At 62.8% G+C, this 13819-nt stretch carries 7 protein-coding genes; 1 reads left to right on the forward strand and 6 read right to left on the reverse strand.

Annotation, left to right across the window (positions count from 1 at the left end; genetic code table 11):
- Window positions 1-88 precede the first annotated feature (88 nt).
- The 6 genes from dbpA to putA all read right to left on the reverse strand — a co-directional run bounded on the left by dbpA (window position 89) and on the right by putA (window position 11807).
- Window positions 89-1426: an ATP-dependent RNA helicase DbpA gene (gene dbpA, locus ACO6VD_RS16605; protein ID WP_422420667.1), complete on the reverse strand. Its 1338-nt coding sequence runs from the start codon at window positions 1424-1426 to the stop codon at window positions 89-91.
- Between the two features lie 105 nt (window positions 1427-1531).
- Window positions 1532-2959 (reverse strand): multidrug transporter subunit MdtD, encoded by a 1428-nt coding sequence (gene mdtD, locus ACO6VD_RS16610; protein ID WP_422420659.1) that lies wholly within the window; start codon window positions 2957-2959, stop codon window positions 1532-1534.
- 84 nt (window positions 2960-3043) lie between these two features.
- A complete protein-coding gene (locus ACO6VD_RS16615; protein ID WP_422420660.1) occupies window positions 3044-4375 on the reverse strand; it encodes a TldD/PmbA family protein in 1332 nt (443 codons plus the stop codon).
- The gene (locus ACO6VD_RS16620; RefSeq protein ID WP_422420661.1) at window positions 4375-5817 is read right to left on the reverse strand and encodes a TldD/PmbA family protein; all 1443 of its coding nucleotides are present in this window, start codon (window positions 5815-5817) and stop codon (window positions 4375-4377) included. The genes ACO6VD_RS16615 and ACO6VD_RS16620 overlap by 1 nt, the downstream gene beginning before the upstream one ends.
- Before the next feature lie 33 nt (window positions 5818-5850).
- Window positions 5851-7653: an acyl-CoA dehydrogenase gene (locus ACO6VD_RS16625; RefSeq protein WP_422420662.1), complete on the reverse strand. Its 1803-nt coding sequence runs from the start codon at window positions 7651-7653 to the stop codon at window positions 5851-5853.
- Between the two features lie 200 nt (window positions 7654-7853).
- Window positions 7854-11807 (reverse strand): trifunctional transcriptional regulator/proline dehydrogenase/L-glutamate gamma-semialdehyde dehydrogenase, encoded by a 3954-nt coding sequence (gene putA, locus ACO6VD_RS16630; RefSeq protein ID WP_422420664.1) that lies wholly within the window; start codon window positions 11805-11807, stop codon window positions 7854-7856.
- Window positions 11808-12161: 354 nt separating this feature from the next.
- On the opposite strand from putA, the gene putP reads away from it, so the two are divergent.
- On the forward strand, window positions 12162-13646 hold the full coding sequence (gene putP / locus ACO6VD_RS16635) for a sodium/proline symporter PutP (RefSeq protein ID WP_422420666.1): 1485 nt from the start codon (window positions 12162-12164) through the stop codon (window positions 13644-13646).
- The last annotated feature ends 173 nt before the right edge of the window (window positions 13647-13819 follow it).

The following is a 13819-nucleotide window of genomic DNA, read 5'->3' on the forward strand; positions in this document are numbered from 1 at the left end:
GGGGAAGTGCGTTGCGGGACAACCCCCCCCCCGGGTGGGAGGGGGGGGTTCTCCCCCCGCGATCAGGCCAGTAAATTCAACAAACAGCTCAGACGATGCGCACCCGCAACGAGCGGCCCTTGATCTTGCCGTTGTTGAGGCGCTGCAGCGCCTGTTTGGCCACCGCCCGCTCTACGGCAACAAAGGCCTGGAAGTCGAAAATGGCGATCTTGCCCACCTGGGTGCCGGGCAACCCGGCGTCGCCGGTCAAAGCGCCGAGGATGTCGCCCGGACGCAGTTTGTCCTTGCGGCCAGCGGCAATGCACAGGGTGCTCATGGTCGGCAGCAGCGGGGCACCGTTCTGGGCCTTGAGGTTGTCCAGTTGCTCCCAGCGCAGCGCTGCCTTCTGAATGTCTTCGATAGCTTGGGCACGGTGACCTTCGGCCGGCGCGACCAGGCTGATGGCCAGGCCTTTCTCACCGGCACGACCGGTACGGCCAACACGGTGCACATGAATTTCGGCATCGCGAGCCAGTTCGACGTTGATGACCATGTCCAGGGCATCGATATCCAGGCCGCGGGCGGCGACGTCAGTCGCCACCAGTACCGACAGGCTGCGGTTGGCGAACAGGGTCAGGACCTGGTCACGGTCGCGCTGCTCAAGGTCGCCATGCAGCGCTTGCGCGGAAATGCCCTTGGCCTGCAGGTGCTCGACCAGCTCCTGGCATTGCTGCTTGGTGAAGCAGAACGCTACGCAGGATTGCGGGCGGAAGTGGCCGAGCACTTTGGTGACCGCCTCCATGCGCTGCTCTGGAGTGATTTCGTAGAAGTGCTGTTCGATCTGGCTGTCGGCGTGCAGGGTTTCGACCTTGACCGTCTGCGGGTCGCGCATGAAAGTCGATGCCAGCTGCTTGATGCCCGACGGGTAGGTCGCCGAGAACAGCAGGGTCTGACGGCGCTTCGGGGTTTGCCCGATGATGTCGGCGATGGCGTCGTAGAAGCCCATGTCGAGCATGCGGTCGGCTTCGTCGAGAATCAGTGTGTTTAGGCCGTCGAGCACCAGGGTGCCTTTGCTCAGGTGCTGCTGAATACGGCCCGGGGTGCCAACGATGATATGTGCGCCATGCTCCAGCGAGGCAATCTGCGGGCCCAGGGACACGCCGCCGCACAGGGTCAGGATCTTGATGTTGTCTTCCGCGCGGGCCAGGCGGCGCAGCTCTTTGGCCACCTGGTCGGCCAACTCGCGGGTCGGGCACAGGACCAGGGCCTGGCAACCGAAGTAACGCGGGTTGATCGGGTTGAGCAGGCCAATGCCGAACGCGGCGGTCTTGCCACTACCGGTCTTGGCCTGAGCAATCAGGTCCATGCCCTTGAGAATGACCGGCAGGCTCTGGGCCTGGATCGGAGTCATCTGGGCGTAGCCGAGGGCTTCCAGGTTGGCCAGCATGGCGGCGGACAGCGGCAAGGTGGCGAAGGCGGTGGCAATGGTGGTCACGAGGCGGGCCTGCAAAACAAAATGTCGCGCAGTGTACCAGCCTCGAGGCCATTAGCCCTAAGGCTCGATCTCCGGTTCCGGACGAGGGGCACGCCTTCCGTCCGTCCTCGACAGTTGCATGAAGATGGCGGCGGCCAGCATGGCCATCAAGCCGATGGTCAGGAAGGTCAGCTGGAACGCACCCAGGGTACTCTCGACGCCTTCGGCACTGCCCGAGGCGGTAAAGCCGCCGAGCAGTGCGCCGGCACAGGCCACGCCAAGACTCAGGGACAGTTGCGCGACCACCGACAGCAGGCTGTTGCCGCTGCTGGCGCTGGCGTCGTCGAGGTCGATCAGGGTGACGGTGTTCATCGCCGTGAACTGCATGGAGTTGACCGCGCCGAGCAGGCCCAGCTGGAACAGCAGCAGGGCGTAGGGTGTTTGTTCGTCGACCAGGCCCAGGCTGGCCAGCAGCAAACCGAGCAGCAGGGTGTTGCCGGTGAGGATGGTGCGGTAGCCGAAGCGCTCGATCAGGGGGCGGGCGATAGATTTGGCCAGCATCGCTGCCGCCGCCAGAGGAATCATGCTCATCCCGGCCTGTGCCGGCGAGTAACCCAGGGCCACCTGCAGCAACAACGGCACCAGGAAAGGTAGGGCGCCGCTGCCCAGGCGGGCGAACAGGTTGCCGAGGATGCCGACGGAAAAGGTCCGGGTGCGAAACAGCTTGGGTGAGAACAGCGGATCTTCAACGCTGCCCGCCCGCAACCAGTACGCGGCCAGACAGGCCATGCCGGCGAACAGCAGCAACATTACCCGCAGGTGTGGCAGGTGCAGTTCGCCGAGGCCTTCCATGGCAATGGTGATCAGTACCATGGCCGCACCGAACAGCACAAAGCCGACGCCATCGAAAGGCGTGCGCTCACTGCCGCGCAGGTCGGGGATGAAGCGCCATACGGCGTAACAGCCGACCGCACCGACCGGCAGGTTGAGGAGGAAGATCCAGTGCCAGCTGAGAATTTCCACCAGCCAGCCGCCCATGGTCGGGCCCAGCAAAGGGCCGAGCAGACCGGGAATGGTGATGAAACTCATGATCCGCACCAGCTCCGAGCGCGGGTAGGCGCGCAGCACCACTAGCCGCCCGACCGGCAGCATCAAGGCGCCGCCCAACCCCTGGACCACCCGTGCCGCCACCAGCATGCTCAGGCTTTCGGCCAAGGCGCAGAGCAGTGAGCCGAAGCTGAATAGCAAAATGGCGCCGAAGAAGATCCGCTTGGTGCCGAAGCGGTCGGCAATCCAGCCCGAGGCTGGGATCAGCAAGGCCACGGTGAGCATGTAGGCGATGATCACCGACTGCATGCGCAACGGGTCTTCGGCCAGGTCCCGGGCCATGGCCGGCAGGGCGGTGTTGAGGATGGTGCCGTCCAGCGACTGCATGAAGAAGGCAATCGCCACGACCCAGGGGATCCAGCGTGCGGTGACAGGGTCCAGCGGGGCGCGGTTGGGCATGGGCTTCCCTTCAGGTCCATATCGCGAGGCGAGCCCGCTCCTACCGTGTCCCGGTGGGAGCGGGCTTGCCCCGCGATAGGCTAATCACAATGTCAACGTCAGGCGTTTAACCAAAGCCCCCGGCAAATGGCTCGAACTGGTCTGCCGCTGTCCGTAGGTGCTGGTCGAGAGAATCAGCTCGCGCTCTGCGGTCAGCGCTTCCAGCTGTGAACCCAACAAACTGTAGACGCTGTCATCAAAACGCATGGTGCTGACCGGTGCCTGAATCTGCCCGTCCTCGACCCAGAAGGTGGCGAAGCGGGTCAGGCCGGTCATGCGCGCTGCTGGCAGGTCGGAGAAGTTCAGGTACCACAGGTTGCTGATGTACAGGCCAGTGCCCAGGCGGGCAAGGATGTCGCCTTGCTCCAGGTCACCAGCAGCCAGGCTCAGCGCACAGGGCGACTCATGCCCGTCGGCGCCGTTGGCCGCCAGTTCGAACTCGGCGGCACTGCGGGCGCAGATCAGTCGGTCCAGACCCTGGCCTTGCTCGATCAGGCGCAGGTCGCTGCGTGGCGTGCCTTCATCGGAGAAGGCCGGGCTGAGCGAGCCGCTGACCTGCTCGGCAATGCTGACCAGCGGATTCAGGCGCGCATCACCGGCGTACAGGCGTTGCAACGGACTGTTCTTGGTCGCCAGCGACTGCGCGGAAAACCCGCCCCAGCAGAGCATGCCCATGATTTCATCGATTGCCGCGGGTGCCAGGTAGGCGCGGTACTCACCGGGGGGCAGGGTCTTGAGCGGGCGGCCGAGGTATTCCAGCTGTTCGCGTGCCTGGCGCAAGCGCAGGGCAAAGGCGTCGCTGTCCCACTGCTGCCCGGCATAGTTGGCCTTGACCGCCTGGCCATTGCGGTGGAACAGGCTCCAGTCGAAGTTGAAGCTGCTCGCCTGGTGCCAGCCAAACGCGCCGAACGAACTGGCAAAGCCTCGGCAGATCGGCCCTGCGGCGTAGATGCCAACCAGGTCCAGCTCGCTCGCGCCCAGTTCGATCTGCGCCAATACCTGTTCTATCTCAGGCAGCGGCTGATCCTGCACGCTATGGCTTTGCCAGGCGCTGTCGTTGAGTTGCAGGTAAGGGTCGGCTTCAAGCAAAGGCAAGGTCTGACGCAGTTGCTCGATTGCCTCGGCCAGGCGTTGCTGATCGACGTCCGCATCATTGCCGAGGGTGAATTGCAGCTCAGCCTGGCGGCCATCCTTGACCAGCTTGAGGACGCAACTGGCCTGCTGGACCTCACCGGCCTGGCGCACTTTGGCATGGTTGAAGCGAATGAACTGCGAGTGTTCGGCGCTGTAGCTGAGGGTGAAGTGTTCGGGGGCGCGAACCTGTTCTTGCAGGCTGGCGACCAGGCTCTGAAAACTGTGCAGTGGGGTGGCAGCCATCAGGCGTCTCCTCCGAATACGTCGATCTGGCTGAATACGCAGGCAGGCGAGGCATGCCCGACCCGCACCACCTGGTTCGGCTCGCCCTTGCCGCAGTTTGGTGTGCCAAGTACCTGCAAGGTGCTGGCGTCGCCCACGGCGCTGAGGTTGCCCCAGAATTGCGCGGAAATACCTCGGTAGTTGGGGTTCTTGACCACGCCCTTGAGCTCGCCGTTTTCGATCAACTGGCCCCACTCGCAGCCGAACTGGAACTTGTTGCGCGCGTCATCGATGGACCAGGAGCGATTGGTGCGCATCAGGATGCCGTGTTCGATATTGCCGATCAGTTGCTCAAGGCTTTGGTCGCCTGGCTCGATATTGAGGTTGGCCATGCGATCGATCGGTGCGCGGTTCCAGCCACAGGCGCGGCTGTTGGCGACGCCGTCCAGGCCCGAACGGAACTGCGACAGGGCACCGCCCAATGGACGCAGGAGCAAGCCGTCGCGGATCAGGAACTGTTTGCTGGCCGCGGTGCCGTCATCGTCATGGCTGTAGCTGGCCAGTTCTTCGCCGATGGTCGGATCGAAGGTCACATTGAGCAGTTTCGAGCCGTACTGCAGGGTGCCGAAGTCGCTGGCTTTGACGAAGCTGGTACCGGCGTAGTTGCGCTCATCACCGAGGATGCGGTCCATTTCCAGCGGGTGGCCGATGGATTCGTGGATCTGCAGCATCATCTGGTCGGGCATCAGCAGCAGGTCGCGCGCACCGCTCGGGGTATTGGGCGCAAGCAGCAATTGCAGGGCCTGGTCGGCGACCTTGGTGCCAGCGCCAACCAGCCCGCAGCGCTCGATGACATCCAGGCCGCCCTGCTGGCCGAAGTTCTCCCGGCCCAGGGTTCGGCTCTGGCTGTCTTGACCATCGAAGGCGGTGACTGCGAAGCCTGGATAGATAAAGCGCTGGGCCTGGCGCAGTTCGGCACCGGCGGTGTTCAGGTAGATCTGTTCGACGTTGCTGATGCCAAGGCTGGCCTGCCAGTTCACCAGACGGCTGTCGACGGGCACGCTGTTCGACTCACGGGCGAGCAAGTCATAGAAGTCGGCCAGGGATGGCAAGGGCTGTTCGAGGTTTGGTGAGCGGTAGTCAGTGCGCTCTGTGGCGACTGGCTGCTCGCTGAGGTCAAGCAGGGCACGTGCGCCGATCTGCGCGGCGAGTCGCTCGGCCTGCTCCAGGGCGCGCTGCAGGCCGGGCTGGGACAGGTCGGCAGTGGCGGCGTAGGCTTCCACACCCTTGAGCCGGACCGTCAGCATGGCCCCTTCATCGCGGAAGAAGAACGGCGGCTCGGCAACGTTCTTGCGTACTGACAGTTGCTGCTGGGACTGCTGCACATAGCGCAGGGAAAAAAACTCGGCACCGCTGCGCAGGGCGGCAAAGCGCTGGCGCAGCAATGCAGTCATCTCGAACATGCAAGAAACCTCCGTGTGTACGGTGGTTCCCCCTCAGAACCACTCGTCGCGCATGCTCAGGCAGGTGTCGTCGCGGGCCTCGAGCAATGCCAGCTCATTATGGCAGCCCGGCACTTCCCAGGTCAGGAAATAACGCGCAGCCTGTAATTTGCCCTGATAGAAGTCGTGGTCGGCCGGATTACCTTGAGCCAAACCTTGTTCAGCACGGATCGCTTGCTCCAGCCAGCGCCAGCCGATTACACAATGACCAAAGGCTTTGAGGTACAACGCAGAGTTGGCCAGGGCGCTGTTGACCTGACCTTGAGCCAGGTCGCCGAGCAGGCCCAGCGTCACGCTCTGCAGGCGAATCTGCAGTTGCTCCAGAGGCGTGCGCAGGTGATCCAGGCTGGCAAATTCGCGTGCCTGCGCGCAGGTTCCGGTTATCAAACGCACCAGCTGCTTGAGTCCGGCGCCGCCGTTCTGCGCCAGCTTGCGGCCGAGCAGGTCGAGCGACTGGATGCCATGGGTGCCTTCGTGAATCGGGTTCAGGCGGTTGTCGCGGTAATACTGTTCGACCGGGTATTCGCGGGTATAACCATGACCGCCGAGGATCTGGATCGCCAGTTCATTGGCCTTGAGGCAGAACTCCGAAGGCCAGGATTTGACGATCGGGGTCAGCAGGTCGAGCAACTCGTGTGCCTGCTGACGCTGCACCTCGGTTTCGCCGCTCTGGGTTTCATCGAACAGCCGTGCGGCGTACAGGCCGAGGTCGAAGGCCCCTTCGACATAGGCCTTCTGGGTCAGCAGCATACGCTTCACATCGGTATGACTGACGATCGGCACGGCCGCTGTAGCCGGGTCCTTGTTATCGATCAGGCGTCCTTGCGGCCGCTGGCGCGCGTACTCAAGCGAGTACAGGTAACCCGCGTAACCGAGCATCACCGCGCCCATGCCGACGCCGATGCGCGCTTCGTTCATCATCTGGAACATGCAGGCCAGCCCTTGGTGCGGCTTGCCGACCAGGTAGCCGACACACTCGCCGTTGTCGCCAAAGTTGAGCGCCGTCGAGGTGGTGCCGCGCCAACCCATTTTGTGGAACAGCCCGGCCAGCAGCACGTCGTTGCGTGGGCCCAGGCTGCCATCGGCGTTGACCAGAAACTTGGGCACGATAAACAGCGAGATGCCTTTCACCCCGGGCGGTGCGTCCGGAAGCTTGGCCAGCACCATGTGCACGATATTCTCCGACAGGGGGTGGTCGCCGCCAGAGATAAAGATCTTGTTGCCGCGCAGCCGGTAACTGCCATCGCTGGCCGGTTCAGCGCGGGTGCGGATATCGGCCAGGGATGAACCGGCATGGGGCTCGGTCAGGGCCATGGTGCCGAAGAAACGCCCTTCGATCATCGGTTGCAGGAACAGGCGTTTCTGCTCATCGCTGCCAAAGCTTTCGATCAGGTTGGCCGCACCCATGGTCAGGAACGGGTAGGCCGTGGTGCCGGCGTTGGCCGCCTGGAAGTGAGCGAAACAGGCTTGCGAGAGCAGGGTCGGCAACTGCATGCCGCCGACTTCAAAGTCGCGTGTGGCATTGAGGAAACCGGCTTCAAGGAAGGCATCGACGGCGGGCTTGACCTCGGGGATCAGCAGCGCTTCGCCATTTTCAAAGCGAGGTTCATGTTCATCCGCCTTGCGGTTGTGCGGCGCGAAATATTTCTCGGCGATGGTCCGCGCCGTGTTCAGTGCGGCATCGAAGGTTTCACGGCTGTGTTCGGCAAAGCGTGGGCGCTGGGTGAGGGCCTCGGCGTCGAGCACTTCGTAAAGTTCGAAGGCCAGGTTGCGGGCGCTGAGCAGGGTCTCGGACATGACGGCATTCCTGTCTGGGGATGCGCCGAGTCTAGGCAGGGGGGCAGTCACTGCACAGTGAAATAGATGTGGGTGATAGGAGGGTAGAACCAGCTTCGGAAGAAACCGCAGCCTGAAAGCATCGCGGGGCAAGCCCGCTCCCACCGGCTTTATCACAAACCGGGTGGGAGCGGGCTTGCCCCGCGATTAAGTGATGACTATCAGCCGATAGTCATCAGGCTCGCATTACCACCCGCAGCAGCAGTGTTCACGCTCAGCGCGCGCTCGATCACCAGGCGCTCCAGGGCAATCGAGGTTTCACCCGACGACAGACCGTGAACACCGACGATAGCACCGGCACGTTTGGCCACTTGCTCGCAGACTGCGCGCAACTGGTCGGAATGACCGTGGTGCAGAACGGCATCGAACACCACCTCGTCCTTGGTCCAGTCACCGACCAGCGTGATGCGTGCCTGAACTTCCTTCGGCAGACGGTTGCGCAGGGTCTTGGTCAGTTCGCCTTCCGGCCATACCGCCGAGCTGCCCACAGCCAGAACTGCAGCCAGTTGAGTCAGCAGGTCAGCCTCGACCTCTGCCAGGCACAGCACGTGCTCGCGCGGCAGGATGGTGTAGCTGTTGCGCTCACCGGTCGGGCCGGCCAGCAGGCGGCTGATACCGCTTTGCGATTGCTGGGCGAACTGCTCGCAGAGGCTGCCCAGCTCGTTCAGCTGATTGCTTGCAGCCCAGGCTTTGAGCGCTTGCAGTGGCTTGCTCAGTTCATCGCGCATGCGCATATCAGGCGTGTTGGCGCCGTCGGTACGCTGGAACGATTTCTCGATCGCATCGGCCGGGCGGGTCGACAGCAGGCGGTACAGGTACAGCGGACCACCGGCTTTCGGACCGGTGCCCGACAGGCCTTCACCACCGAACGGCTGGACGCCGACGACAGCACCGACGATGTTGCGGTTAACGTAGACGTTACCGGCGTTGACGTTGTCGATGACCTTGGCGATGGTTTCGTCGATCCGGGTGTGAACACCCAGGGTCAGGCCGTAACCGGAGGCATTGATCTGCTCGATCAGCTGGTCGAGGTTCTTGCGGTTGTAGCGCACCACGTGCAGTACCGGGCCGAAGATCTCGCGCTGCAGCTCGTCGAAGCTTTCCAGCTCGATCAGGGTTGGCATGACGAAGGTGCCGCGCTTGATCTCTTCGCCGTCGGCGATTGCAACCTGGTACACCGAGCGACCTTTGTCGCGCATGCCCTGGATGTGTTTCTCGATACCGGCCTTGGCTTCAGCGTCGATGACCGGGCCGATATCCACGTTCAGGCGCTCCGGGTTGCCCAGGCGGCTTTCGGCCATGGCACCCTTGAGCATTTCGATCACGCGGTCGGCCGAATCTTCCTGCAGACACAGTACGCGCAGTGCCGAGCAACGCTGGCCGGCGCTGTCGAAGGCCGAGGAGACGACGTCGATAACGACTTGTTCGGTGAGTGCCGAGGAGTCAACGATCATCGCGTTCTGGCCACCGGTTTCGGCGATCAACGGAATCGGACGGCCCTGGGCATCCAGGCGGCCGGCGATGTTGCGTTGCAGCAGGCGAGCGACTTCGGTGGAACCGGTAAACATCACACCTTTGACCCGGTCGTCACCGACCAGGCGCGCACCGACGGTTTCGCCACGGCCTGGCAGCAACTGCACCACGCCTTCAGGGATACCGGCTTCGAGCAGCAGGCGCACGGCCTGAGCGGCGACCAGCGGGGTTTGTTCGGCAGGCTTGGCCAGTACCGGGTTACCGGCTGCCAGGGCTGCAGCGACCTGGCCGCTGAAGATCGCCAGCGGGAAGTTCCACGGGCTGATGCAGACCACCGGGCCCAGTGGGCGGTGGGCATCGTTGCTGAAATCGTTACGGGCCTGCACGGCGTAGTAGCGCAGGAAGTCGACGGCTTCACGGACTTCGGCGATGGCGTTGGCGAAGGTCTTGCCGGCTTCACGGGCGAGCAGGCCCATCAGCGGCTGGATCTCGGCTTCCATCAGGTCGGCGGCGCGCTCGAGGATCGCGGCACGTTCGGCTGGCGGCGTGGCCTGCCAGATCGGCGCGGCCTTGAGGGCGCACTGGATGGCGTTGTCGACGTCGGTAACCGTGGCTTCCTGTACATGACCGACCACATCACGGTGATCGGACGGGTTCAGGACCGCAGCGGCGACTTCATTGCTGGCGGCGCAGCCGAGCATCGGTGCGGCTTTCCAGTCGTTGTGGGCAGTGGCCAGCAGGGCGCAGGACAGTGACGCCAGGCGATGTTCGTTGGCCATGTCGATACCGGCGGAGTTGGCCCGCTCGGCGCCGTACAGGTCACGCGGCAATGGAATACGCGGATGCGGCAGGCCGAAGTTGCCTTCCTGGGTGGCCATTTGCTCGATGGTGGCGACCGGGTCGGCAACCAGTTCCTGGATCGAGATCGACTGGTCGGCAATGCGGTTGACGAACGAGGTGTTGGCGCCATTTTCCAGCAGGCGGCGAACCAGGTAGGCCAGTAGGGTTTCGTGGGTGCCGACCGGCGCGTACACACGGCACGGACGGTTCAGCTTGCCATCGGCAACCTTGCCGACAACCTGCTCGTACAGTGGCTCGCCCATGCCGTGCAGGCACTGGAACTCGTACTGGCCTGGGTAGTAGTTCTGCCCGGCGATATGGTAGATAGCCGACAGGGTGTGGGCGTTGTGCGTGGCGAACTGCGGGTAGATGACTTCCGGTACCGACAGCAGCTTGCGTGCGCAAGCGATGTAGGACACGTCGGTGTACACCTTGCGGGTGTAGACCGGGTAGCCTTCCAGGCCTTCAACCTGGGCGCGCTTGATTTCGCTGTCCCAGTAGGCGCCTTTCACCAGGCGGATCATCAGGCGATGACGGCTGCGGCGGGCCAGGTCGATGACGTAGTCGATCACATACGGGCAACGCTTCTGGTAGGCCTGAATCACGAAGCCGATACCGTTCCAGCCGGTCAGCTGCGGTTCGAAGCACAGGCGCTCGAGCAGGTCCAGCGACAGCTCCAGGCGGTCGGCTTCCTCGGCGTCGATGTTCAGGCCGATATCGTATTGCTTGGCCAGCAGGGTCAGCGACAGCAGGCGCGGGTACAGCTCGTCCATCACGCGCTCGTACTGGGCGCGGCTGTAGCGTGGGTGTAAGGCCGAGAGTTTGATCGAGATGCCCGGGCCTTCATAGATGCCACGGCCGTGGGAGGCTTTGCCGATCGAGTGGATCGCCTGCTCGTAGGAGGCCAGGTATTTCTGCGCATCGTGCTCGGTCAGTGCGGCTTCGCCGAGCATGTCGTAGGAATAGCGGAAGCCTTTGGCTTCGAATTTGCTGGCGTTGGCCAGGGCTTCGGCGATGGTTTCGCCGGTGACGAACTGCTCGCCCATCAGGCGCATGGCCATGTCGACGCCCTTGCGGATCATCGGCTCGCCGCTCTTGCCGATGATGCGGCTGAGCGAAGAGGTCAGGCCGGATTCGTTGTGAGTCGAGACCAGCTTGCCGGTCAGCAGCAGGCCCCAGGTCGCGGCGTTGACGAACAGCGACGGGCTGTTGCCCAGGTGCGGCTGCCAGTTACCGGTGCTGATCTTGTCGCGGATCAGGGCATCGCGGGTGCCTTTGTCCGGAATACGCAGCAGGGCTTCGGCCAGGCACATCAGCGCCACGCCTTCCTGCGACGACAGGGAGAACTCTTGCAGCAGACCCTGGACGATGCCGGCGCGGCCGCCAGCGCTCTTCTGGTTACGCAGTTTTTCAGCGATACCGGCGGCCAGCTTGTTGGTGGCTTCGGCCATGGCGGCTGGCAGGCGCGCCTGCTCCAGCAGCATGGGCACGACTTCCGGCTCAGGGCGGCGGTAGGCGGCAGTGATCGCCGAACGCAGGACCGATTGCGGCAGGATGCTTTCGGCGAATTCGAGGAAGCACTGGTGGCTGTGGTCGCCCAGTACTTCACCGGCTTCATCGCCATTGATGACGGACTGACCGTTGAGTTCGGTCAGGGTGGCACCACCCTCGAGCTTCTCCAGATAATTGAAGATCGCTTGCTTGATCAACCAGTGCGGTGTGCGGTCAATGGACTGCGCAGCTGCTTTGAGTCGCTCACGGGTTGGGTCGTCAAGTTTGACCCCAAGGGTGGTCGTCGCCATTTCTTATCCTCATTATTGCCACAGGGCTGTGGCTTAAGCTGGCGCCAAGATTAGCTGTGCGCGATTTCGGGTGCAACCTAGTGCAACCCAAAATGTGTAGGAAAAAAGTGCAGCTCGTCCGGTGGGTAAAACCCCACAGTCAAAATGGCTGTTTATGGTGCATTTTCTTCTGTAAACACGGCTTCTTGCTCCGAAAGGGAGCAAAAAGCCGCTGTTACGCAAAAAAACCGACGAGGTGCAACTTGTTTGCAAAAACTGGTTGCACCTACTTTGCGTTGTTGCATAGGATTCGCGGCCTGGGTGCAACCTCTCTGCAGGCTGTCACTACATAAAAACAAACGCCAGGGCGCAACAATGAGTTTTAGCAATCCAATCACGATCACTTTTGTGATCTACATCGCAGCAATGGTGATGATCGGCTTCATGGCCTATCGCTCCACCAATAACCTCTCCGACTACATTCTCGGTGGCCGCAGCCTCGGTAGTGTGGTGACCGCGCTTTCAGCTGGCGCCTCGGACATGAGTGGCTGGTTGCTGATGGGCCTGCCGGGCGCCATCTATATGTCGGGTCTGTCGGAGGCCTGGATTGCCATCGGCCTGACCGTCGGCGCCTACCTGAACTGGTTGTTCGTTGCTGGTCGTCTGCGCGTGCAGACCGAGCACAACGGTGATGCGCTGACCCTGCCGGATTATTTCGCCAGCCGTTTCGAAGACAACAGCGGCCTGCTGCGGATCATCTCTGCGATCGTTATCCTGGTGTTCTTCACCATCTACTGCGCTTCCGGCATCGTTGCTGGCGCTCGTCTGTTCGAGAGCACCTTCGGCATGTCCTATGAAACCGCGCTGTGGGCCGGTGCTGCCGCAACCATCGCCTACACCTTCGTCGGTGGCTTCCTGGCGGTGAGCTGGACCGATACCGTCCAGGCGACCCTGATGATCTTCGCCCTGATCCTGACCCCGGTGATCGTGCTGATCGCTACCGGCGGTGTCGATACCACCTTCCTGGCCATTGAAGCCCAGGGTGCTGGCAACTTCGACATGTTCAAGGGTGCAACCTTCATCGGCATCATCTCGCTGATGGGCTGGGGCCTGGGCTACTTCGGTCAGCCGCACATCCTGGCGCGCTTCATGGCAGCCGACTCGGTCAAGTCCATCGCCAATGCCCGCCGCATCTCCATGACCTGGATGATCCTGTGCCTGGCCGGTACCTGTGCCGTTGGCTTCTTCGGTATCGCCTACTTCTCGGCGCATCCTGACCTCGCCGGTCCGGTCACCGAGAACCACGAGCGTGTGTTCATTGAGCTGGCCAAGATCCTGTTCAACCCATGGATCGCCGGTGTACTGCTGTCGGCCATTCTGGCTGCCGTCATGAGTACCCTGAGCTGCCAGCTGCTGGTGTGCTCGAGCGCCCTGACTGAAGACTTCTACAAAACCTTCCTGCGCAAGAACGCTTCCCAGGTCGAGCTGGTATGGGTCGGTCGCCTGATGGTACTGGCCGTTGCGCTGATCGCCATCGCCATGGCTGCCAACCCTGAGAACCGCGTACTGGGTCTGGTTGCCTATGCCTGGGCCGGCTTCGGTGCCGCTTTCGGTCCTGTGGTGCTGATCTCGGTACTGTGGAAAGGCATGACCCGTAATGGTGCGCTGGCTGGCATCATCGTCGGCGCCGTGACCGTGATCCTGTGGAAGAAATTCGACACCATGGGCCTGTACGAAATCATTCCAGGCTTCATTCTGGCCAGCCTGGCAATCTTCGTCTTCAGCAAGCTCGGCAGCCCGAGCAAGGCGATGGTCACGCGTTTCGAAACTGCAGACGCGGCGTATCACGCCGGCAAGTAATCGCAGACAGATTGCTGCCTGACCACGGCCCGGCCTTCTCTGAAGGTCGGGCCGTTTTCGTTTTGCTGTGGAGCTGGCTGTGGGGGGGGGGGGGGGGGGGGGGGGGGGGGGGGGGGGGGGGGGGGGGGGGGGGGGGGGGGGGGGAGGGGGGAAGGTAGGAAGAGAAGAGAGGA

The organism is Pseudomonas sp. GZD-222 (genome assembly GCF_049310525.1).
In the GTDB taxonomy this organism is placed as follows: Bacteria; Pseudomonadota; Gammaproteobacteria; order Pseudomonadales; family Pseudomonadaceae; genus Aquipseudomonas.

Excerpts from the sequence above, each read along its gene's own strand:
- putA (WP_422420664.1), bottom strand. The coding sequence starts at position 11,807 with ATGGCGACGACCACCCTTGGGGTCAAACTTGACGACCCAACCCGTGAG.
- dbpA (WP_422420667.1), bottom strand. The coding sequence starts at position 1,426 with ATGCTGGCCAACCTGGAAGCCCTCGGCTACGCCCAGATGACTCCGATC.
- ACO6VD_RS16625 (WP_422420662.1), bottom strand. The coding sequence starts at position 7,653 with ATGTCCGAGACCCTGCTCAGCGCCCGCAACCTGGCCTTCGAACTTTAC.
- putP (WP_422420666.1), top strand. The coding sequence starts at position 12,162 with ATGAGTTTTAGCAATCCAATCACGATCACTTTTGTGATCTACATCGCA.
- ACO6VD_RS16620 (WP_422420661.1), bottom strand. The coding sequence starts at position 5,817 with ATGTTCGAGATGACTGCATTGCTGCGCCAGCGCTTTGCCGCCCTGCGC.
- mdtD (WP_422420659.1), bottom strand. The coding sequence starts at position 2,959 with ATGCCCAACCGCGCCCCGCTGGACCCTGTCACCGCACGCTGGATCCCC.
- ACO6VD_RS16615 (WP_422420660.1), bottom strand. The coding sequence starts at position 4,375 with ATGGCTGCCACCCCACTGCACAGTTTTCAGAGCCTGGTCGCCAGCCTG.